Annotated in this window: 19 protein-coding genes; 5 read left to right on the top strand and 14 right to left on the bottom strand. The window is 43.8% G+C overall.

All coding sequences use genetic code 11. From position 1 onward, the window contains the following. Nucleotides 1–112: 112 nt before the first annotated feature. The 4 genes from KCX82_RS14715 to KCX82_RS14700 all read right to left on the bottom strand — a co-directional run bounded on the left by KCX82_RS14715 (nucleotide 113) and on the right by KCX82_RS14700 (nucleotide 4,373). Nucleotides 113–2,197, bottom strand: coding sequence for a serine hydrolase domain-containing protein (locus tag KCX82_RS14715; protein WP_227019249.1), 2,085 nt, complete (start codon nucleotides 2,195–2,197; stop codon nucleotides 113–115). A 224-nt stretch (nucleotides 2,198–2,421) separates the two neighbouring features. Then, nucleotides 2,422–3,468, bottom strand: a complete 1,047-nt coding sequence (locus KCX82_RS14710) for a DUF4097 family beta strand repeat-containing protein (RefSeq protein ID WP_227019248.1) — start codon at nucleotides 3,466–3,468, stop codon at nucleotides 2,422–2,424. Then, the gene (locus tag KCX82_RS14705) at nucleotides 3,461–4,060 is read right to left on the bottom strand and encodes a DUF1700 domain-containing protein (RefSeq protein WP_227019247.1); all 600 of its coding nucleotides are present in this window, start codon (nucleotides 4,058–4,060) and stop codon (nucleotides 3,461–3,463) included. Before KCX82_RS14705 ends, KCX82_RS14710 begins: the two co-directional genes overlap by 8 nt. Further along, on the bottom strand, nucleotides 4,047–4,373 hold the full coding sequence (locus KCX82_RS14700; RefSeq protein WP_227019246.1) for a PadR family transcriptional regulator: 327 nt from the start codon (nucleotides 4,371–4,373) through the stop codon (nucleotides 4,047–4,049). The genes KCX82_RS14705 and KCX82_RS14700 overlap by 14 nt, the downstream gene beginning before the upstream one ends. Nucleotides 4,374–4,654: 281 nt before the next feature. Between KCX82_RS14700 and KCX82_RS14695 the strand changes: the two genes are divergently transcribed. Together KCX82_RS14695 and KCX82_RS14690 are read left to right on the top strand one after the other, a co-directional pair. Further along, nucleotides 4,655–7,696 (top strand): methyl-accepting chemotaxis protein, encoded by a 3,042-nt coding sequence (locus KCX82_RS14695; RefSeq protein WP_227019245.1) that lies wholly within the window; start codon nucleotides 4,655–4,657, stop codon nucleotides 7,694–7,696. Nucleotides 7,697–7,792: 96 nt separating this feature from the next. Then, complete coding sequence (locus KCX82_RS14690; protein WP_227019244.1) at nucleotides 7,793–8,986, top strand: MFS transporter; 1,194 nt, start codon at nucleotides 7,793–7,795, stop codon at nucleotides 8,984–8,986. Between the two features lie 11 nt (nucleotides 8,987–8,997). Here KCX82_RS14690 and KCX82_RS14685 read toward each other — a convergent pair whose 3' ends face one another. From KCX82_RS14685 to KCX82_RS14640, 10 genes are all read right to left on the bottom strand, one after another. Continuing rightward, the gene (locus KCX82_RS14685) at nucleotides 8,998–9,969 is read right to left on the bottom strand and encodes an amidohydrolase family protein (protein WP_227019243.1); all 972 of its coding nucleotides are present in this window, start codon (nucleotides 9,967–9,969) and stop codon (nucleotides 8,998–9,000) included. 21 nt (nucleotides 9,970–9,990) lie between these two features. Then, nucleotides 9,991–11,304 (bottom strand): TRAP transporter large permease, encoded by a 1,314-nt coding sequence (locus KCX82_RS14680; RefSeq protein ID WP_227019242.1) that lies wholly within the window; start codon nucleotides 11,302–11,304, stop codon nucleotides 9,991–9,993. Nucleotide 11,305: 1 nt separating this feature from the next. Beyond that, nucleotides 11,306–11,794: a TRAP transporter small permease gene (locus KCX82_RS14675; RefSeq protein ID WP_227019241.1), complete on the bottom strand. Its 489-nt coding sequence runs from the start codon at nucleotides 11,792–11,794 to the stop codon at nucleotides 11,306–11,308. Nucleotides 11,795–11,812: 18 nt separating this feature from the next. Beyond that, on the bottom strand, nucleotides 11,813–12,859 hold the full coding sequence (locus KCX82_RS14670; protein WP_227019240.1) for a TRAP transporter substrate-binding protein: 1,047 nt from the start codon (nucleotides 12,857–12,859) through the stop codon (nucleotides 11,813–11,815). A gap of 282 nt (nucleotides 12,860–13,141) precedes the next feature. Beyond that, nucleotides 13,142–14,947, bottom strand: a complete 1,806-nt coding sequence (locus tag KCX82_RS14665) for a sigma-54 interaction domain-containing protein (protein ID WP_227019239.1) — start codon at nucleotides 14,945–14,947, stop codon at nucleotides 13,142–13,144. 20 nt (nucleotides 14,948–14,967) lie between these two features. After that, nucleotides 14,968–15,879 carry an AraC family transcriptional regulator gene (locus KCX82_RS14660; RefSeq protein WP_227019238.1) on the bottom strand — a complete coding sequence of 304 codons (912 nt, stop codon included), beginning with the start codon at nucleotides 15,877–15,879 and terminating at the stop codon, nucleotides 14,968–14,970. A 413-nt stretch (nucleotides 15,880–16,292) separates the two neighbouring features. Next, nucleotides 16,293–16,958, bottom strand: coding sequence for a GyrI-like domain-containing protein (locus KCX82_RS14655; RefSeq protein ID WP_227019237.1), 666 nt, complete (start codon nucleotides 16,956–16,958; stop codon nucleotides 16,293–16,295). A 2-nt stretch (nucleotides 16,959–16,960) separates the two neighbouring features. After that, on the bottom strand, nucleotides 16,961–17,761 hold the full coding sequence (locus KCX82_RS14650) for a MerR family transcriptional regulator (RefSeq protein WP_227019236.1): 801 nt from the start codon (nucleotides 17,759–17,761) through the stop codon (nucleotides 16,961–16,963). 96 nt (nucleotides 17,762–17,857) lie between these two features. After that, a complete protein-coding gene (locus tag KCX82_RS14645) occupies nucleotides 17,858–18,208 on the bottom strand; it encodes a GIY-YIG nuclease family protein (RefSeq protein ID WP_227019235.1) in 351 nt (116 codons plus the stop codon). A gap of 1 nt (nucleotide 18,209) precedes the next feature. Then, the gene (locus tag KCX82_RS14640; RefSeq protein WP_227019234.1) at nucleotides 18,210–18,689 is read right to left on the bottom strand and encodes a DUF6530 family protein; all 480 of its coding nucleotides are present in this window, start codon (nucleotides 18,687–18,689) and stop codon (nucleotides 18,210–18,212) included. 367 nt (nucleotides 18,690–19,056) lie between these two features. Here KCX82_RS14640 and KCX82_RS14635 point away from each other — a divergent pair, with 367 nt between their 5' ends. From KCX82_RS14635 to KCX82_RS14625, 3 genes are all read left to right on the top strand, one after another. Continuing rightward, nucleotides 19,057–20,640 carry a PTS sugar transporter gene (locus tag KCX82_RS14635; protein WP_227019233.1) on the top strand — a complete coding sequence of 528 codons (1,584 nt, stop codon included), beginning with the start codon at nucleotides 19,057–19,059 and terminating at the stop codon, nucleotides 20,638–20,640. Between the two features lie 79 nt (nucleotides 20,641–20,719). Next, nucleotides 20,720–21,559 (top strand): beta/alpha barrel domain-containing protein, encoded by an 840-nt coding sequence (locus KCX82_RS14630; protein ID WP_227019232.1) that lies wholly within the window; start codon nucleotides 20,720–20,722, stop codon nucleotides 21,557–21,559. 164 nt (nucleotides 21,560–21,723) lie between these two features. Then, on the top strand, nucleotides 21,724–22,506 hold the full coding sequence (locus KCX82_RS14625; RefSeq protein ID WP_227019231.1) for a DeoR/GlpR family DNA-binding transcription regulator: 783 nt from the start codon (nucleotides 21,724–21,726) through the stop codon (nucleotides 22,504–22,506). Nucleotides 22,507–22,639: the final 133 nt, after the last annotated feature.

Here is a 22,639-nt window from a genome sequence, read left to right as displayed (position 1 = left end):
CTACGCATGAGTAGCTCTACCTGAGGCAGAGCTACTTGATTTTAGAATCTATTATATCTGAGTTATGTTTCTTTTGCAATCAAAGAAGATACGAAATCCCAATTTTTACCTCCTATTGACAGCTGATATCAAAACGTACGCCAGGATCTCCGATAAACACTACCATGCCTTTTTCCGGAAGTTCCAGAGTATGATTGCCTGTGATCCAGGTAAAGTCCATACAGGTCTGATCTTCGTCATAGACTGCCACCGCACCATTTTCAGGCAGGGCCACCGTCATTGTTTTACCCGTATCTTTGGGTCCTACATGGTACCATCTTGCATATCCGTCCTCTGCGATGGTGCAGACAGCGTTTCCTGCCGTATAGAGATCTGTGACGTAGTCTTCTGAAATTAGTATGGTACTTCCCTGAAGCATATATTCCCTGCCGTTTTCTTTCATAAAGCCGGTGTCGCTCAAATCTCGCCCTGCAGTACCGGGTATTTCAACAAAAGCTCTGGCATTATTTTCATCTGTGATAATTTCACTGCCAAGATATCCTGGAGCCTCATCAAGAAATCCAATCCCGGCCATGGGTAATTCCGTTGCATAAGCTTGTGAGGAATATTTTTCATTGACAGCATAATACAGTTTTTCATTCCTGGAATCCCAGGCTGCGGCTGCGGAATCCGTAAGCTTCACAGGTTCAGTCTTTTGCGCCATATATTCATTCACCGCTATCTGACCCAAACCCGCTATATGATTATAACCCCTGTTTATCATATAGGTCTTGCCGTTCTCCTCTACTGCAAAGCCTATTGCACCGCTGCCGTCCTGATTCCTGAAAATGCCTTCCGCTGTATAAATCATCTTTTGTACAGGATAACTGGGCATGGCGGGTATGGTAACGTACAAGCTGCCATCCGTAGAAATTTCCGCCCGCATGATCATCTCCCCACTGGCATAGAGCCCGGAGAAATTTATCATCTCCTTCGGCATTTCCGCCTTTACAGGTTCAGCACTTTCCACATCTCCTTTGATCTCAGGAATATGTCCTTCTGCTTTTAAAACTTCCAGGAGTATGCTTTGGGCAAAGGCCTGGCTGTAAGTACTTACTCCGGAGGAAGAAAGCACCGCCATAGCCATATTGTATTCCGGCAGCACAATCAGCGCCCCATGATACAGCAAGGTGTCTCCTCCCTTATAGGCAGCCTGGATCTCATACTGATTGAAGGGGAAGGCATTCACATGATCCCAGCCCAGTCCGTAGCCAAGCAGTCCATCTTCTCCTGCAGGCCAAATACCCTTCTCATATTCTTTTTCCATGGTGGAAGCTGCCGTTTTTCCCGACAGCAAGTTATTTGCCTGTCCTTCCGGTTTTTTCATAAAGATTTGGGAGAACCTGCAAAGATCCTCCGCAGTGGAGTAAATGCCTCCGGTCCCGATAACGGTTACCGTATCTCTTGGTGTTGCGTCCGAAAAGCCCTGCAGATAGGTTTTGGCCAGCCGTTCCTGGTCGAATTCCTCTGCCGGTGTTTTGGTATGATCCATATCCAAAGGATCAATGAAATTTTGATGGATATATTCTGTAAAACTCATGCCGCTTACCTTTTCAACAATCAGTTCGGCAAGTGTAAATCCGTCATTGCAATAGACCGAATATGCACCGGGGTCGGCCTTAAGTCTCTGCGTTGATAACGTTTCCAGCAATGAATCCTTCGCGGAGGAATCATAATCACCCAGCAAAAAAGCATTGGTAAAGCTGGAACCCATCAGGCCCGATGAATGATTCAAAAGCATCCGTACCGTGATTTCAGAATATCTTTCATCTGCCATGGTAAAGTCCGGCAAATATCTCGTAACCGGCTCATCCAGCCGGATCTTCCCCTGATCGGAAAGCCTCATCACAGCTGCTGTGGTAAACATTTTACTAACAGAGCCGATTCCATACATGGTTTCCGCCGTAATCGGTCTTCTATCGGATCTATCGAGCACTCCTGAGTGACCGGACAGTACTATTTCACCGTCGGATATCAGCGCATATTGCACGCTGACGGCACCGTAGCCCTGAACGAATGTGTCTGCTTTTTTCTGGGCCGCTTCCTTGATTCCCGCATACAGGCCCTGATTCGACTGTTCTTCGGCAAAAATCCATGAAGGAAATGCCGAACACAATATCATCACAACCAAAAGTATAAAAGATACTTTTTTTCTCATCGTCCCTCTCCCCTTATCTTCACGACCAGTATTCCATTCCTGTATTTCATTACAGATATTTTTTCATTCCTTATATATTTGTTCTATTTCTTCCAATAGATATAATATATCACATCTTTTGCGATCAGAGATTGAAATTTTAAACAAAATCAAGAAATTTCTCTGGAAAATGAAGGCTGCCGAGTCATCCTTTTCTATCAGAATTCCTCGGCACCTATTTTTATTTATTTAAAGTTTAAATGGATATCGCCCATATTTGCTTTTATTTTTATCACATGATCCGTCTTTCCTCCGGTGCCGGAGGTCACCCCTGACACTTTATCCCCGTCAAGAAACACAGATCCCATATCCGTATTCAGTTCATAGGAATATTGATCCTTTGGAATATCCGTATCAACGCTTACCTTTCCCATGCTGCATGTTACTTCCGTTTGCCCGGAAAAGGCTCCCTGAAGATTGACATCCCCACTGTTGGATTCAGACTTTAAGCCCTTCGTCTTAAAGTTTTTGGCGCTGAGCTTTCCAAAATCAAGATTTAGGTCTGCTGATTCAGCATCCGTATCCTGAATCACCACATCACCGGAGTTGGCATCGATCTCAACTGTCTTGAAAGAACCCTTCTTCAGCGTTACCTTTCCAAAGCTGTTGGCAACATGCAGTTTATCTCCTGAGATTTGCTCCAGACTGCAATCACCGCTGTTCATCTCCACTGAAATGGTATCGGCTGTAACTTCATGCAAGTCGAGCCTTCCGAAATCCAGATCCAGGTTCAGCTTCTCAGCTGCTAGTTTTTCATAAGTTAGATCCGCAGCGCTGCAATGAATCGTTACCTCTTCGAACTTCGTTTCCTTCGGATAGTAAATTTTCATTACATATCCGTCTGCATTACTGAAGGAAAAATCCAGAACATCAATATTGACACTGACACGATCCTTTTCTTTAATAATTAAAGTGTCATTTTCAACCTGATAGGTGATATCTTCTTTTTTCCCGGTATACGTATACTCCAGTCCGTAATGATCGCTTGGAATCAGGTCAACATCATATTGTCCCAGATCGGCATCGATATTATGAAAGGCCTCCAGATCATCTGTAAACCGTTCCATCTTGCCGTTAGAGATCGTTCCTTTTCGGTCCGACAGCTGGATGCCGTCTCTGCCGATATGAATGGACTGGCTGCCGCCGGTTATATATCCCACTCCTGCAAGCAGGATACCTACGGCAATCATGCAGGCTCCGACAATGGCTACCGCTTTTACCGCTTTATTCATTTATTTCATCCCCCTTTGACTGTTTATGCAGTTGTCTGTTACTAAGCTTTGCAATTCCGCTGAAGGCAGCCCTTGCCGCCAGCATGATCAGAATGCCCACCAGAAGCATAAGGCCAATAAGACTGAGTCCAACGCCTACCGTAAATGCAGCAGTGGGAAGGCTGGTGGCAATTGCAGCGATTCCTGCTACAATAATGATAATCCCGGAACCTAAAAAAGCAATTACCGTAACAATTAAAGCCACGATGATTCCGATTGCCGCCAGTACCAGACCGATAACCAGGGCTGCCGCGCCTATGGCCAAAGGCAATGCGATAGGTGCCGCGAAGATAGCCAGCAAAACCCACCAGATGGCCGAAATTCCTTTTTTTACCGAAGGTGCAGGCTCCTCCAGATTTTTTACTGCAACATCCGCTCTGATTCCGGCAGCAATCTGGGCAGGTGAACCAAGTTCTTCGATGACCCTCTGTTCATTTTCTTCTCCCGCATCATCAAAATACTCGTTATAATATGCGATGGCTGCTTCCGCCTCCTCTTTGGGAACCCTGGAAAGCCCTTGCTCCAATTTCTTAAAAAACTCAGACCTGTTCATTGTCTACACCTCCACATAACAATTTATCTACTTGAGTTTTGTATTCGATCCAATCATTTTTATAACTTTCATACTTCGCTCTTCCTTCCGCCGTTATGGCGTAATATCTCCTGTTTCGCCCCTGAAAAGGCTGATCATAGGTAGTCAGATACCCATCCTTTTGCAGTCTTCTCAAAACCGGGTATAAGGTCGACTCTGAAATATCCATAGCATCTCTCATCGTCTGGGTTAAAATATATCCATACGTGTCACCCCTGGATAACACCGCAAGCACACAAGCGTCCAATAGAGTGGATCCCACCTGAAAACCCATTTTATTCCCTCCTTTTTTATTGCTTTTTCTTAAGTCATATAATATTATTTCTTGTTTAATACTATACGTCGTATAATATTATTTGTCAACTACTTTATTTCATTTGCTTCGGTGATTGTTCATTCTCTTAATTAACCTACTTTTAACCTGAAGTTAACCGGTATTTTATGTGGCCGCTGTAGGATAAAAGGGACAGACGAATATCATAGAAGCCTGGTTCCATTACAGCACATAACAACATCACATAACATAAAAAAAACAGACAAGAAAGGAGCTTTCATATGATTCGCAGTATGAAAATAAAGCAAAAACTAATCTCAGCATTTCTCTTAATCGGGCTCTTCTCAACACTGGTGGTTTCCTTGGGTTTATTTACGATCCATAAATCCAACAGTATCACCATGCACAGTTATAACGAGCATCTTCTTCCGACCTCTTATCTTTATACCGTTCAGAAAAACATGCTCTATATCAATTCCAATTATCTTCTGATACTCTACGAGAAGGATATTCTCCAATCAGAAAAAAGAATGAAAGAAATTCGGCAATGGACGAAGGAAAATCAAGAGCTGCTGATTCAGTATGAAAACAGTTCCCCTGATAGAAATCAGCTGGATACCTATACGCAGTTTAAGAAGGATCTGGATTCCTATCAAAACATCTCATCCCAATTAAGCAATCTGCTTCTCCAAAATGATTTTTCCAATGCAATGAATGTTGCGCCCTCCTTCCATTCAAAGACAAAAATTATCAACAAGGATATACAAGTTCTAATCAATGACAATCAGCAGGCTGCTGAGGCTGCCATGGCAGAAACCCGTTCCTTTTACATGACAGCAACCGTCATCCTGATAGGCCTCGCTGCGCTTTGTCTGGTGCTTGCTCTGATTTTGGGCCTGCTGTTTTCAAAAATGTTCTGTGTCCCCATTATCAAACTGACAGCCGCAGCGGATAAGCTCGCAGAAGGAAATATCGAAGTTGATCTGGATCATAAGGGAGAAAAAGAAAGTTCCGTCCAAAAAGATGAAATTGCGGAGCTACTGTGTTCCTTCAGAAAAATGGCGGCGAACATCAAAAGGCAAGCCCAGGCGGCGGAAGATATCGCGTCAGGAAATTTATCCCTTGAAATTGTACCCCAATCCGAAAAGGATGTCCTGACCCGCAGCATGATTTCTATGAAAGAGACCCTGCAAGACCTGGTTGAGGAATCCAATACCATGACTTTGGCCGCCATAGAAGGAGACCTGGAAAATCGAGGAGACGAGCTGCGTTTTCAGGGGAGCTACCGGGAGATCATAGCCGGTTTTAACCGTACTCTTGATGCTTTAACAGAACCTCTGGACGTCTCGGCAAAATATATTGAACGCATCAGTAAAGGAGATATTCCCCATCGAATCACAGAAAAGTATAACGGCCATTTCAATATCATCATCGAAAATTTAAACCAGTGTATAGATGCGGTAAACGCATTAATAGAAGATATACAAATGCTTTCGGATGGAACCCTTCAGGGAAATTTAAAAATCAGAGCCGATGCCAAAAGGCACGGGGGTGATTTCGGCAGAATCATAGAAGGCATGAATTCGACCCTGGATGCGGTAACCGTTCCGTTACTGATGGCAGGGGAGTATATGGATCAAATTGGGAAGGGTGAAATCCCCGAGGAAATCACCGAAACCTGCTATGGTGATTTTGACCGGATCAAGGGCAGTATTAACGCCTGCATCCTCGGGCTGGGAGCTCTCCGTGAGGGAAGCGGGGTCCTTGAAAGAATGAGTAATAATGACTTTTCAGCACGGGTTACCGGAGAATATTTAGGAATTTATCAGGAGATTGCAGAATCCGTGAACGAAGTGGCTGAAAGCATTGATAGTGTAATAAAGATTGTAAACCACGTTTCAGTCGGGAGCTTCTCAGACCTTGAAGTCTTAAAAGGGAGCGGGAAAAAGAGTGAAAAAGATGAATTGATCCCCTCTCTGATCATGATGATCGAAACGATCCGAAGCCTCGTAAAAGAAACGGATCTGCTCTCCGAAGCCGCAGTGGAAGGAAACCTTTCAGTAAGGGGCCAGGAGGCCGGATTCCTTGGAGAATATGCCAGAGTCATTCAGGGCATCAACAAGACTCTGGATGCCGTCAATGCCCCTGTGGAAGAAGCTCTTAAAGTCCTCCAGGAGATGGCCATGGGAAATCTTCAGACGGAAATGGAAGGCGATTATCAGGGCGGCCATGGGGAACTTAAGAAAGCGATCAATGATACAACAGGCAAGCTCAGAAGCTATATTAAAGAAATCTCTGAAGTTCTGAATGAGATGGGCGGAGGAAATCTGAATCTCACCATTACTGCAGATTACAGCGGTGACTTTGTGGCCATCAAGAACTCCCTGAATCACATCATTGTTACCATGAGCCGGATTTTAGGAAATATTAACAATGCCGCCTATCAGGTGGCTTCAGGCGCAAAGCAGGTCTCCGACGGCAGTCAGTCTCTTTCTCAGGGATCTGTCGAGCAGTCCGGTTCTATCGAAGAGCTGAATGCATCCATTTCCGAGGTATCTTCCCAGACAAAGCAGAATGCAAAGAATGCCGGAGAGGCCAGCCTTCTTACCTCGTTAGTGAGAGAGCATGCAGATACAGGAAATCAACAAATGAAAGAAATGCTATCCGCTATGGAAGGGATCAGCCAATCCTCCGCAAGTATCTCAAAAATTATCAAAGTCATTGACGACATCGCTTTCCAGACCAACATTCTGGCTCTGAACGCAGCTGTCGAGGCGGCCAGAGCCGGCCAGCACGGGAAAGGTTTCGCAGTGGTGGCAGATGAGGTAAGAAGTCTGGCCAAGCGAAGTGCGGATGCTGCCAAAAACACGTGGGAATTGATTGATGAATCGATGAAAAAGGTTCAGGACGGAGCCAAAACAGCAGATAAAACTGCACTGGCTTTACAGGAGATTGTAAACGGCGTAGAGGCGGCTGCCGATCTTGTATCCGATATCGCTCAGTCTTCCAAAGAGCAGGCCTCTGCCATCGCGTTGATCAGCAAAGGGATTGAGCAGGTTTCCCATGTGGTGCAGAACAATTCTGCTACGGCAGAAGAAAGCGCTGCAGCCAGCGAAGAGCTGTCCGGCCAGTCAGAGATGTTGAAGGAAATGGTGTCCGGATTCCGGCTTTATGAAGGGCAGCCGTTATTACCTGACACGGAGCCGCAGTCAGACACGGAATCAGAAGCCGAGGTGCTCCTGTTGGAGGATGGTCTGTCCAGAGATTATTTTTGGAATGAAAACAGTCCCTGGGATGATGAAAAAATGAAAAATATAAGCTAAAATCCGCAGCCTAGATTCTATAATAAGAAGAACGCTCATAAAGTAATTCCGTAAGCCCAAATTATCAGCCCGGTTTACTGAAGGAGCGTTTCTATTTTGAGATTAAAAATTCATACATCAACCGAATTATTGGAGCCTCTTTCCTACCTTCTCTCTTTTTTTCTAGGATTTGAAGCAGGAGGCTTTCAATTTATTTTGCTTGAAATTGCACAAGAATTTCAACTGAACAATACCGCAATGGGGAGTTTCGTTTCTGTGGAGTCTGCTGCCATAATGATGGGCCCCCTGTTGTTTGGAGGACTTGGAGACCGAATCGGAAAAAAACCGGTTGTGATATTTTTTGCCTTCGTATTTGTGATCGGGTGCTTTATCATCACAAACACCCTGTCCCTCATCGTACTGTTTATCGGCATCTTTCTCGTTGGTTTCGGCTACAGCCTTTGTCAAAGTGCTACCATTGCTGCCCTGGCAGATGCTTACGGAAAAGAATCGGCAGAGCCCATCCATATGTCTCAATGCCTTTTCAGTATCGGTGCCGTTTTAGGCCCGCTGGTTACTCATTATACGATGGGAGAATGGGGCTTTGACTGGAGAATCGTCTTCTCCATTGCGGGAGGCGGATATTTTATTTTGCTGTTTCCGCTCTTTATGACCAAATTTGTGAATCGCTCAAGCAGACAGTATCATCCTGCTCTTGGATCCGGGAGAAAAGAGCCGCCATGGCAGTCCATTCTCTGTTCTCCTGCTTTTCTCTGTCTATTTTTATCGATCCTGATTTACGTAGGAATGGAAAACGGATTGGCCTTTTTTCTGGATCTTATGTTTACCGATGAATTGAATGCTTCGGCCCAATCCTCATTTTCCGTATCGTTGTTCTGGCTGGCCATGATTCCTGCAAGGTTCCTTGCAGGAATATTCTGCAGACATCAGCAGCTGTTTCTGCTTGTAGGCTTCGGCGGTGCGGCCATTTTCCTTTATCTGCTCACCACGGCAACCCAGCCCATACAAGCCCTTGCCTGCTGCTTTCTGCTGGGTCTTTTTTACGGTCCTATATGGCCTTCTATCACCTGTCTTGCAACGAACGAGTTTCCCAATCACTCCGGAAGAGTCGCAGGCATTATGCTGGCCGGCTCTGGCTTCGGCGGTGCGGCCTCCCCCGTTCTCATGGGCCGTCTTGCAGATATTGCCGACATCCGGACCTCCTACGGCGTCCTGTCTGTGATGGCTTCCTTCGGAATGATCATCATGCTGCTTTATACCGGAAGAAGAATACTGCGTCATCGATCGTGAACCGGCCAAGTTCAAGTTAAATTGAACAATTTTATAATATTATCCCGTCCTATTTTTACTCTGTCATTTTCACTAATGGAGCAGTTGTCAAACCAGACGCAGGCATCTTTCACTTCTTCAAAGGGGAAGTCTGTTGCGAACAGAATGCGATCCGCTCCGAACTCCATGATGGTGTTCCAGAGAGCCGCTGTTCGGAACTGTCCGCTGGTGGTTAGCCACATATTTTGTTCCATATATTCAGGCAAGGCACGTTTTGCCGGAATTCCGCGATTTTCTTTTCGGATTCTATTTGCCGTACGCCAGATACAAAACGGCAGTGTCTCTCCCAGGTGTCCCAGGATGTATTTTAAATTTGGAAATTCGTCAAAGATACCACTGCACATGAGTCTGAGCGTATGAGTAGCGGTTTCAACCCCAAAGGACCAGGCTGCACCATCGAGCCAGGGATGTCCGGCCAGCATCTTAGAGTTGCAAGGCATTGGTTCTCTTGGGTGCATATAAAAGGGAACGTCCAATTTTTCCACTTCGGCCCAAAATGGACGATAAATGGGATCATCAAGATATTTATACTCATCCTGAGAATCAATTTGAGAATAACCATTCACCAGCACACCCACACAACCCAGTTCCTTCACGGAGCGATGGAGCTCCATGATGGCAGCATCCGGATCCTGCATCGGCAATGCCGCAAATCCACGAAACCGTTTCGGGTTTTTCGCGATGGCTTCTGCCATAATATCATTGGCTTTTTTGGCAACTTCCACGGCTTCTTTTCTGTCGTAAATAGCCTGAATGGCAGGGGAATTCAGCGATAAAATCATCATTTCCATGCCGTTTTCGTCCATTTGATTGATGCGGATTTCCATGAGATCCAGGATGTGCTTTGAAAATTTAGGCCATACCTCCTTCGGAAAGTATTTTTCCGAACAGCCCAGGGTTTCAGGGATTGCAAAATGTTCTTCCAGTCCAATTTTATGTAACATATAAATTCTCCTTATCTTAAACTACATCGTTGACGGCAGCCAGGTTGAAATTCCCGGGAATACGGTCAGTATCACCAATCCGGCCAACAAGATTAAAACCATGGGTACCGCACCCTTGATGACGGTTTCCAAAGTCAATTCGGGGACAGCCCCTTTGAGAACAAAAAGATTCATTCCTACCGGCGGCGTTATCATGCCGATACAGCATGCTATGGTTACCGTTACCCCCAGCCAGATGGGATCAAAGTCCATTGCGGTCAGTGTGGGAAATATAAAGGGCATGGTTATCATTAAAATTCCTACAGGCTCCAGGAAACATCCCAGGATCAGCAGCACGATCATCACAACAATATAGGTAATCCAACGGTTAGGGCTGACAGCAATTACATATCCGGCCAATTCCTGAGGCAGTCCGTAGGCACTGAGAAAGAAAGCAAATACAAGGCCGCCGAACATCAGGAAAAGGATCATACAGCTGTTTTTTGTCGTATTGAGCAGTGTCATTCTCATGCAGTCCAGGGATAGTCTTCTGCGGCAGACTACTAAGAGAAATGCGCCAATAGAGCCGACGGCTGCCGATTCCGTTGCCGTCACGATTCCCGTATACAAAAGCCCGAGAACAACTATAATCAATACCAGAATCGGCAGAACCGAAACCAAATCATGCCTTCTTTCTTTTCTTTCATCGATAATTCCCGGCTCTTGCTGTTTTATTTTTGTCGGATCAATAGCCCTGGGATCCAGTTTTATTCTTATCAAAACGTAAAGAATCAATAAACCTGCCAGGAAAATGCCCGGTATGATACCTGCCATGAATAGCTCTACTATGGAAGTTTCCGTTATAATGCCGAACATGATGAAGGTAATGGAGGGCGGTATCAGGATACCAAGGGTTCCTCCTGCCGCCTGCAAGCCCGCGGCAAATTTGGCATCGTATCCTTTTTGAATCATAGACGGAATGCTGATGGTTCCGATGGTAGCGGCTGTAGCAGGTGCGGATCCGCATACGGCGGAAAAAATAGCGCTGGCCACAATACTGCTGATGGCCAAATTACCCGGCAGCATCTTCAGCTTTCTTGCGATGGTATCAAACATATCAGAGGCTACCCCCGAGTTTGCCAGCAATTCCGCCATGAGTATAAACAACGGAATCATCAGTGTCGTAACACTGGTTGCCTGGGTGTAAGTTATCAGGCAGAGCTGGGAGAGCAGATTCGGATTCAGAAAAAGCATGATGCCAGCCATTCCCAGGAAACCCAGACCCAAAGAAATAGGGGTGCCGATAAATAAAATGAGTATTAGTATCAAAAATATCAACCCTGTCATCCAAAGCATCTTATTTTTCAGCCTCCTTTTCTTCCCCTTTCCTCCAGATCTCAACCACTCTGGCAAGCAATGTCAGGATCAGCATAACACTGCCGAATACCATAATTCCATACAGAATCACAGAGGGCAGGGGCAGATTTCCCTGGGCATCCCAGGCAAATTGATACGCCATAACGGCATACTCCCAACAAGATTTCAGCAAGGCTGCCGCGAAAATCAGAGCAAATAGATATCCAAGGGTAAAAAGAATCCTTCTGGGCAAGGGCCGAACCCTGTCTACCAAAATTTCCACATGGACATGGCCTCCGCTTTGCAGGCAATAAGAGGTTCCAAAGAAGGCAGCAGCCAATATCAGGTATTGAGAGATAGACTGGGCCCAGACGGAGGGTGATCCGAGGAAGTATCTTGCAAATACATCATATAGCATGATAACCCCGGTCAAAAATATCATAAACCCGCTGACATATCCCAGTATGGTGGTGAATTTCTTCAAAAGCATCGATTGTTTCTCCTTATATTACCAAGGCAATGCCCGGAGGGTTTCCATCAGTTTCACACCTTTTTCTCCGGAATATGCGGCTACCTCCTCATACAGTCCCTTACTGGCTTCCATAAAGACTGCACGTTCCTCGTCGGTACATCGATAAACGGTGCCTCCAACGGATTCTACTGCTTCGTAGAAGGAAGCTTCATAGTCTTCCATCAGACCCTCGTTATAATCCATAGCCAATTCTGCCGCTTCCAGCATGATTTCCTGCTGTTCCTTGCTCAGCTTCTGCCAGGCAGCATCAGAGATGGATACATATTGCCAAGTGGAATTTGAAAGACCAAGCACACTGATATTCGGTGCTGATTCAAACAATTTAAAGTTATAGACAAAAGGCCAGCCTGTATAACCGCCGTCCACGGTACCTCTGTCAAAGGCAACTGCTACGTCAGCAGGAACAACTGTCATAGGAGAAGCGCCCCAGGCTTCTAAAGTTTTTCCGATCCACATGCCATGATCCCGGATTCTCAGGCCTTTTATATCCGCAGGCGAATGTACTTCTCTTGCATTTTTATTGTTTATGTAGAAAATTGTTTCTCCCTCATCGGTAGCAAACAGATACCGCTGCTTATATTCAGCCAGTATTTCATTCATGATGGGAGTAATAGCTTCGTTGGCCTCTCTCCATTTTCTCGGATTGAAAAGTCCGGGAACATCCAAAGGCGCCAGTGCCTTTGCTTCATTGGAATTTAAAGATGTAGGACAAGCCGCCATATCAACGGTATTCGTCATTACCGCTTTTAAAGCCTCCTGGTTTTTTACCAGTCCTTCTGTTGGATATACTTGAATATCAATGGTTCCATCCGATAGTTCTTTTACTTTATCAGCAAAAAATTGATAAGTCTTTCCTCTGGAATCCTGCTCTGTAAAAGCATGGTTAAATGTCATCGCAACAACTTCTCCTGCAGGCTTATCGTTTGATTCGTTGCCGTTTGAGGGCGTACTACCGCCGCAACCGGCCAGGGCAGATATCGAAAATACAAATAACAGAAATAGGGTGAAAATCTTTTTCAACATAATTACCTCCTCGTAATTTTGTAGATTTTGTAACCACCTAGGTAAGACAAGTTACATCCAATTGACAAATATATAGAGCAATTTCTATGCCAAACTTGGATAAACCCTATATCCCATTCATTCCAATAAAAAAATGCTTGTTCATTAACAAGCATACTTCTTTTTTTGTGCCAAATTGGCTTAGCCACATGCACATATGTGCTCGCAAGCAATATTCCTTACAAAATCAGCCCCCTAACGCGCACATATGTGCCATCACCCCCTTCGTGTATCAAAATTCCTTTATTCTTTTCTCTTGTAAAGGTAATTGTCAATTTCATAAGCCTCAAGTCTCCGATATAACGTTCTCCTTCCAATTCCCAGCATTTGAGCTGCTTTGCTGATATTTCCCCTGCTTTTCTTTAATTCTTGGAGGATTGCTATTTTTTCCAGTTCCTGATGCGTAGTGAGCTTTTCTTCCGATTTTGATTTTACAACGGTTTCTTCCGTTAGAAACTGTTGAAAGCTTGAAGGCAGATCCTCGATCATAAGCTCATTTTTCCTTGTAACATTCACCGCTCTCTCAATTACATTTTCCAGCTCCCGGATATTTCCGGACCAGTTATGGTACATTAAAGCCTTCCTGGCAATGGGATGAATCCCTGTTACCTCTTTGTTTAACATGACGTTGTATTTCTTGATGAAGAGCTCTGTGAGCTGAATCAAATCTTCTTTTCTTTCATTGAGGGGCGGGATGCTTATGGAGAAGACGTTCAGACGATAAAACAAATCCTTCCGGAATCTGTTCTCCTGTACTTCTTTCTCGATATCCCGGTTTGTGGCCGCAATGATCCTGACATTGATTTTAATGATCCTGTTGCCCCCTACCCTGACCACTTCTTTGTTTTGAAGTACTCGAAGCAGGCTGATCTGCTCATTGATGGGCATATCGCCGATTTCATCCAGAAACAAGGTTCCTCCGTTGGCCTGTTCGAATTTGCCCGGCTGGCCTTCCTTCCGGGCTCCTGTAAAAGCGCCGCCTTCGTACCCGAAGAGCTCGCTTTCAACGAGGCCGCCCGGCATTGCTCCGCAGTTTATGGCGACAAAAGGCCCTTCTCTGCGGCTGCTGTGATTATGTATGGATTGTGCGAACAATTCCTTGCCGGTTCCGCTTTCACCTAAAATCAACACGTTGGAGGTGCTTCTCGCCGCTATTTTGGCAAGACGGATCGCTTCCTTGATCGTGGGAGAGGCTCCCACGATATCCTCGAAATAAAAATGGGCCTTATTGTCATCCTTGCTTTTTTTGAATTTCCACATGTATTTGGAATTTTTCAGTTTTATGACGAGCCCCTGTATATTTTCATTTTCCTTCCCTTTCACCAGGGATACGATCACTTCGCAGGTAACGTCACCATCCGGCATATGAAAAACCATTTCTTCATCCAGCATTGTAATTCTCTGATCCAGCATCTTTTGAAAGAATCCGTTGGTGTGCAGGTAAGCGTCCACTTTTTTGCCGACTATGTTTTTGATATCCTCGCCGAATATTTTTTGAGTTGCATCATTGACGTGGATGATCGTCATGTTATGGTCCGTAACGATGGTACCGATAGGAATGGTCTCCATAGTACCTAACAGTTGATTGTAAACTCTGTCATAATCAGTTTGAAACTCCAATGCCTTCAGCTGTCCTTCCAGGGCCGAAAGCGTAATTTTAAAAATTCCTCTTATGGAATCGATCTGATCTCCCAAATCTGGGCAGAAAATGGCAAGAGAGCCTACTACGGAATTGTAGGCGTTATGGACAGGCTCGGCAATATGATGAATGCTCACAATTTTGTTCAGGGCTTTCTTTTCTGCTATCAACTCTACAAACATATCCTGCTTGATGGACTGGCCTATGGCCTGGCCGACAGTATCCTGAAAAGAAATTTGATCTCCTGGTTTCAGGTTCAGGACATATTCCGGCTTTGCCGAAACATTCGTCCAAACCTGAATAATTTTACCTGTGGTATCTGTGAAAACCACCGTTGTGTCTGCATTTCTGATGACCTGGAACATATTTTTAACTATTTTATAAGCAATGCTGATAAATTTATCATCCATATTCGCGCTCCTCACATCTTCTATTTCATTTTTAAGACACCCATTTTGTGCAGGTAGGCTGCTTTCTGAACCTGGCTCTCGAAACATATTTTATTTCTTTTCCTGTATTCGCTTGGGGTGCAGCCATACAGCTTCCGAAAAGTCGTATAAAAATTGTGAGTAGATGAAAAGCCGCAAAGCTCGGAAATGTCCGACTGGCTTTTGTCGGTGGAAAGAAGCAGATTAATAGCGTATTCTATGCGGATCTGGTTTACCAGATCTTCAAAGGTCATCCCCGTGTCTGCTTTTATGGTTTGGGAAAGAACTGTTTCACTGAGATTGGCAAAATGCGCCACTTCTTTCAGCGTTAGTTTCTTCTTGTAGTGATCGTAAAGGTATTGATAAATTTTTGAAGTATCCTCAACCTTCTCAGAATTTCCTGCCTTCAGAGCAGCAGCTCCGAATTTTTCCAAACATTTGACAGATGTGCTGAATTTGCTCTTTAATAAGGTCAGCAAATCGGCGGCATAATAGACTGCTCTGTTTTCATATCCCTTTTCCAGCTTGGTGAATTCAAGGACGATTCGATTGATCTTTTCCCGGATTTGAGCCGCAGCTTCCTTTTCTTTCCCCGGCATTTCTTCAGTCCCGCACTTGAATTTGACATTGCTGATGTTTGGAAGCAAATCATCAAAGGCATAAATATTGATATGACAGCAGGCATAGATCAGATTAAAGCTTTTACTCTCAATCCGATGGACATCATCACAATTCAGAACAACGATATCACCTTCGGCCAAGGCATAGTTTTGATTGTTTAAAGTAAGAGTCATTTTTCCGGACAGCACCGAAATAATCTCAACGAGATCATGCCAGTGAAATCCTTCTTCTTCCGTCTTGATGCTTGCTTTTATAAAATAATCATACATGAAGAGTCCTCGCAATATGTTCATTCCGGGCCGCCGGACAACCCCAAAGTAAATGGGATTGTTCATCAGGCCCTGATTTGACTTCATTTTTAACTAAGTCAAAAATAACATAAAACAGAGGTCGTGAAAAGCGTATTTACGACAGAAACATGCAAAACAGGAAGCGGGTTGTAAAGCTGTCTAAAGAGATTTGATCAGGAATAGTGGGAAGAGCCCTTGTGAGCAGAGCATTTTGAGGAATTTCTATCCTTTTTCATTTTGTGAGTGAGGTTTTCAGCGAGCATGAAATGCGAAGGAAAGCACTGTTTAAACTACAGTTTGCTTTCCTATCTGAAAACCACGAACAAGATGGTGAAAAGGATAAATTCCGAAAGTTGACTCTGCTCACAAGGGCTCTCCCCATTTATTTCTCAGATCTCTTATTAGACAGCTTTACTTTACTTTCCTTCCTTGACCGGATGGCGTAAAATGGTTTTCAATTTAGCCGGGGCTGTTTTTCTGGGATCTCCCAGATAGATTTCATGATGCCTCTTGACGGTTCCGTCAGGCAGTATGTCACAAATAGCGCTCCGATAACCCTGCTCCCTCATAAAGGTATCCATTTGAGCGATGGATTTCGGCTCTTCATCGTAGGGTCCGATATGCAGCATCTGGATGCATAAGCCCTCCTTGTAATCCTGCAGTCTGGCTTTTGCGGTATCCAGATGAGGCTTTTTACCGGCCACCTGATCCATGGCCCATTGAAAAACTTCATCGGATACAAATTCCGGCTGGCGGATCATGGAGGTCCAGCAGAAGCGGTCTTTCCGGGTAAAGTCAAAGTCCTCAGGGTCTTCCAGCCACCAAAGCCCTTCCAGAGGAGGAACTACATAATCGAAGAATCCCTGGGGTTCACGGCCGCTTTTAGGACTCATTTTAATGGTATAGGACAGGGCATACAGCAGCTCCACTGCCCGCTCATATTCTCCTCCATCAAGATTGGGATTCCCTTTACCATCTACCATAATAAACTTGATTTCCGGTACCAGGACGATCCCCGGCACCGTTTTGGGCTGATACAAATCCGGGAATTCCTTTTTATAATCCATTTTCACCTGTGTCATCATTACACCTCCTCAATGGGAAGGATAATTTCTGTCAAATAGTTATTTTCATTCCCTTTAAAGATCATACCGGGCCCTTTATGGTAGATCTCTCTGAAAGGGGTGGTGCAGCGGAGATTGCTTTTAGCGGCGTAATCCAACAAGGCTTTATATGCCAGATTGATCTTGCCATAACTCCCTTTATGGAAGGTTGTGATTCCTTTGATCTCAGGCAGCTTCCGGGAATTGATTCCGGGCTGCTCTACGGGCTTGCTCGTGGGTACACAAAGCTCGATGTCCGCTTCTTCTTTATATTCCGCATCATAATAGCATTGGAAAGGTGCACCTGCGGCATGATTCTTTACGGCCTTGTAAATTTTGCCGATATACTTTCCGGTATCCCCGTATTTCCCTTTGTAACGGATCGATGCCACTATCACCGGCGGAATGGTTTTGATTTCAATTTTATAGTCCATACTGTTATCCTCCCTGTTTCTGGGTTTGATATAGAGGTCAATGTGATCCATAAGTTCCTTTTCTCTTTCTATATTTTGCAGAATCCGGCTTTTCTTTTCCTCCAGATAAAAGGATAAGTCTGACGGATCTTCACACCCTGACAGGACATCCTTCACCTCTGAAATGGTAAAGTCTAAGGAACGCAGCAGCGAAATGAGCTGCGCTTTCTGAAAATCAGCATCACTGTAATACCGATACCCGTTTTCCTCATCGCGAAAGGAAGGTGTCAACAGATTCTCTTCGTCATAATAACGCAATGCTTTTACAGTAAGCCTCGTTATCTTTGAAAAATCGCTTATTTTATACATTTTGTTTCCTCTTGGCTTCAGTATAAACGATCCCCCGCAGGGGAAAGTCAAGGGCTTTTTTTATTTGCCCCTGACTTATTATTTTATAAGATTTTTTTAATAGGCTTTATCCGGATCGAATTTGGCGGCCCAGGCTTCTTCCAGTCTTTTGAGCCGGTCTTTGAATCCCATATTGCTCTCGTCTTCTTTCTTTTCAACTTCTTCCAGAAATTCAAGAGAAAAAACTTCTGATCCGTATTGATTGTAGTCCCCCTGCATTTTCGGATGCAGGCAGCCTTTCACTCTCTGATTGAAATTATATCGGTTTTGAAAAGACTGAAGATCGACCTCCGCTTTCAGCAGATATCTTCCGTTCGCCATGTTCGTGATCTTATAGACCCCGCCGGTGGTCTTCTTCTGCTTATATTCGCTGATAATTTCTTTTTTACGTTCTCTTTCGATTCCCATTTTAATATCCAAGCTCCTTTAACAGCCTTGACAAGGTACTGAACCGCTCACCCAAAAGCTCGCTGTCATCGGACAGCGCTTGGCGCACCGTTTTGATATCCTCATCAATCATCTCATTTTCGGTACAAACTTTTACGGTCATGGCATCTCCCTGAAGCCCGACCCGCTCTATCACCGTATTTTCGGGATCATAAAGCTTCTCATAACGGTAAGCTTCCCTGAAATATTGTTCTGCCTTGCAGATGAATATGGCAAGGTCAAGTACCCTGTGAAGCGGCATTTCTTCCGACTGTCTTGACCATTTTTCACCGGTATATCTCCAAACCTTTGCGGAAATATCCATCTTTCCCCTGTCGTTCCATTGCGCCAGTCCTAGGGAAAGGCCCTGCACATCGGTTTTATAAGCATATCTGCCGTCTACATTTCCATAGTTTTCTGCTACGATTACTGGCTTATGCTTTAACGTAGTTGGTATTTTCATTTTTCATTCCCTCCAATATTTTGAGCCGTTCACCAGCCTTAATAATTACTAATTTAGTAAATTACTAAATTTATTATAGACTCCATACATAGATCTGTCAACGAAAATCATTATAAAGGTATCTTAAAGAAAAAAATTGTTGCATAGTTTGAAATCGAAGATTATAATAAACATGTTCGTTCATGATCGTTAATGATTGTTAATAACATAAAATCCAAACAAAGAAACATAAAATTATAAAAAAACGAACAAATGTCACTTTGGAAAGTGAAATCCTAAAAAGAAGAAAACATAGGGGGGATATAATTTTAAAAATACGATGATGGACTTAATTTTTAATTATTAATTATTGAAGGGAGTAACCAGAATGAGTAAAAAAATTGCCATTTTAGGTAGCAGCGGAGGTAACCTGTATACCTTAGGAGGGAAAGATCCCAAAAGCCTACTCGGTGAAACAGCGCAGCAGATAAGAGCAGCGGGCATGGAAATTGGTGCGATTCAGTTTATTGCTGCTGAGGCTTCGATGGATTTTGTCAAACCAACAACGAAAGCCCACTTATGGACCTGGGACGGAGATAGTTTCGGTATAGTCTTTTCCGGCACACTCGAAGAAGTTAATCATGCAGCGGTTGAAAAAGATAAAAAAATCGCTCAGCTTATTGAGAATGGTGAAATCGATGGTTTAATTTTAGCTAGCGCCGATCCGGATGGAGCAAACAAAGAAGCGATTAGTGCTGCAATCAAGACAAAAATTCCAACAACAGGTACCGGTGGAACATCGATGGCAAAAGCTCAATCAAAGGGGTTAAATGTAATCGCAGTTTCAGGAACAACCGGGACAACTAACAGAATAAGAGCAGTAGCAAGTATATCAGCACTATCAAAACATTTTGGAATTAAATACAGAGCTGCAATCGGAAATGCCGGTGAAATAGATACGTCAGGCAGTATTTTATCAAGAATCAGCTTACGCGGAATCTTAATGGCCTCACTGCCAGGGTTTATTGCAATGGCACTCACTCTGTTCATTAGTAAAATACCTGGCTCCCCTGAGTCTGTTACGAAGCTTTTTGATGTTATGATCGCAGCATTGCCTGTAATTGTAGCGGCAGTGGCTTCAAAGCAGGTCTCCGGAATGAACGAGGTTGCTATTGTTGCAGGTGTTGTAGCAGGAACTTTGTCAGTAAGCGGCGGACTAATTGGCGGAATAATTGGTGGTATCATTGCCGGAGCTCTTGTACAGATATTTTTAATGAAATGTTTACAATGGAGGTTCCCGGCAACGACAGCAAACATTGTAGCTGGAGGATTGGCTGGTTTGATTGGCGGCCTGTTAGTCTACTTTATCATAGGGCCGTTGGCATTGATGGCCGGTAATGGAATTCGTGAATTAATTAATATGGCCTTAGATTTTAGCCCGATTTTATGTGGAGCTGTTGCGGGACTTTTAATATGGCCCGCTATTATCGGCGGTGTTTATCATGCAGCTATTCTTCCTATCGTAATGCTTGAGATGGAGAAAACCGGAAACAGCTTTCTTGGGGCAATTGATATGTGTGGATTAGTTATGGTCTCAGCAGGAATAACTCTGGCCAATATTATTTACCCGAGAACAAAGGATGAGAAGGCGCTGGCAGCTCCGGGATTCCTAATCAATGTTGTGTTTGGTACATTTGTGGAAGCCGCATACCCCTTTATGTTCTCAAATAAAATTGTATTTGGAGGAGCACTGGTATCCGCATGCTTATCCGGCGCTGTTGTAGGATTTTTCGGTGTTCGCGGAACTGCCTATGTACCTTCAGTGCTGGCACCAGCTTTATCGAATAACTCGGCCGGATTCATTGTGAGTATGCTGGTAGCTGCGGCAAGTGCTTTTGTGATTACAGTAGTTGCAAATAAAATTGCCAGGGCTAAAGATACAAAAAAAGATAAGGAAGCCGCAATAGGCTAAATTAAAATTTATTCAGACTACGAAATCCAGATAATGACGAATACGTTTAAGGCTGGAATAGAGGAGGATCAAGACTAAGATGATTAAAGCAGATATGAAAAGAAAAATGGATATTGCCAGGAAAAAGGTGCTCGATGCAATTGAATTACACGGGGGAACAACTTTGCTGTCAACCGGAATAACGGGAGATGATGCAAGAATGGCAAAGGCTGCCATCGATGCAGGCGCAAAACTCTTAGAACCGAACCATCCTGCCGTTGTTTTGGCAAGAGGTTATAAAGGCGTGACCAGTATGCATAAAGCTGAACAAATCCGCCATGAAATCCCGATTTCTGAAATGGCAAAAGTAACATCTGGAGTTCGACAGATAGCTGGACCGAACATCTATATTACGGTAGGTATTCCAGGTGGTTTCACAGAGGTAATGCCTACGATTCTTAAAGATGAAGACTTTTTATTAATGTCAGAATCCGGTGCAGATGGCCTTCATGTTCATAAGACCAGCATGGAGGATTTGAAGGAAGTTGTTGAGAAGGCACATTATTATGGTCTCCTAGTTGATGCTTACATAGGACATCCGAGTGATCTGCATTCGTTTGGGATCCCGGCAGAAACTCCGGAAGATGTGGCGAGGGTCGCAGTTGAGATGGAAGAGATCGGAGTTGATCTAATAGGCCTGATGACAGGAATGAGCTATGAGGGAGTTGCTGCTGGAGAAATACCTGAAATTATAAGAGAACGCCTTAAAGCTCTTGTAGGATCGGTTCGTGTTCCAACGCTGGCGGAAGGCGGCATTAATGTACACAATCAAAATGCTTTCAGGAATACGGGTGTCAACATTCTTGTCGTTGGAACTGCTATAGACGATATGGCGGGTAATGCGGTAAAAGAAGCAGTAAGTTCTTTTATAAAACAATAATCTCGAATTAGTAAATAATCAGACATAATATCATTAAAATTTAAAGGGCAAAGGCACGATTACAAGTCTTTGCTTTTTAAATTTAAAAATAAGAAAATCCCGAAAATTGATTTTTAAGAAATGAACTGCTATAATTTAGACAACGTACTGAAATGGAGGTTTCTATGAACGAAGCGGAACGTATCAATCAAATATTAAATATTTTGTACCAGCAGGAATCTGTAACATCAGAAAGTTTGGAGAAGTTGTTTAATGTATCCCCCATGACTATACGGAGGGATCTCCAAAAACTGTATGAGAAAGGATTGATTGTTCGGTACCGCGGCGGCGCCATGCTAGCAAGAACTACATTTGGACACGAACCTCCGCTCCACGAACGTGAAACTGAAAATTTGCAGAAAAAGCGTGCCATCGTTATGAAGGCAGCAAACCTTATCAAGGACGGTGAGGTGATTGTTCTGGATGTCGGAAGTACAACGATTGAATTAGCAAAAGTTCTTAGAAACCGAAGTAATATAACAGTTTTTACCGCAAGTCTAACGATTGCAAATATTTTCTTGAATACAAATGTAACAGTATATCTTGTCGGCGGAGTGCTGCAACATAAGGAAAACTGCCTCGGAGGGCCAGTTGCCAGAGGAGTGATACGTCAATATCACTTTGATAAATTCTTTTTGGGAGCTGCCGGAGTCTCTGAAAATTCTGGCCTGACAGATTTCGGAATGGATGAAGTTGAAACGAAAAAAGCATTTATTGAGCGCTCAAAAGAAGTCATTGCTTTAACTGATTCCAGTAAATTCGGAAAAGTATCCTTTACAACCATATGTAAATTTAACGATATTAATCACATCATTACAGACTGCGATCTTGATCCACAGATGCAGAACAGTATAAGGAAAAAAGGAGTAAATCTTATCATTACAGACTATAATGAGGAGTTACTGTAAATCAGGAATGCGGATTTTCTCTTTTATTACAGTTAGAGAGGCTGTCTCTCGATGATTTTTCAATCATTTTGATACAGCCTCTTTTCGTTTTCTATTGTATTTTAAATAATTTTTATTTGTTATATAACTTTGC

This window comes from Sinanaerobacter chloroacetimidivorans, from assembly GCF_018128545.1.
Classification (GTDB): domain Bacteria; phylum Bacillota; class Clostridia; order Peptostreptococcales; family Anaerovoracaceae; genus Sinanaerobacter; species Sinanaerobacter chloroacetimidivorans.
Note: the sequence above shows the minus strand (reverse complement) of the source record. Positions and strands in the feature narration are given on the sequence as shown.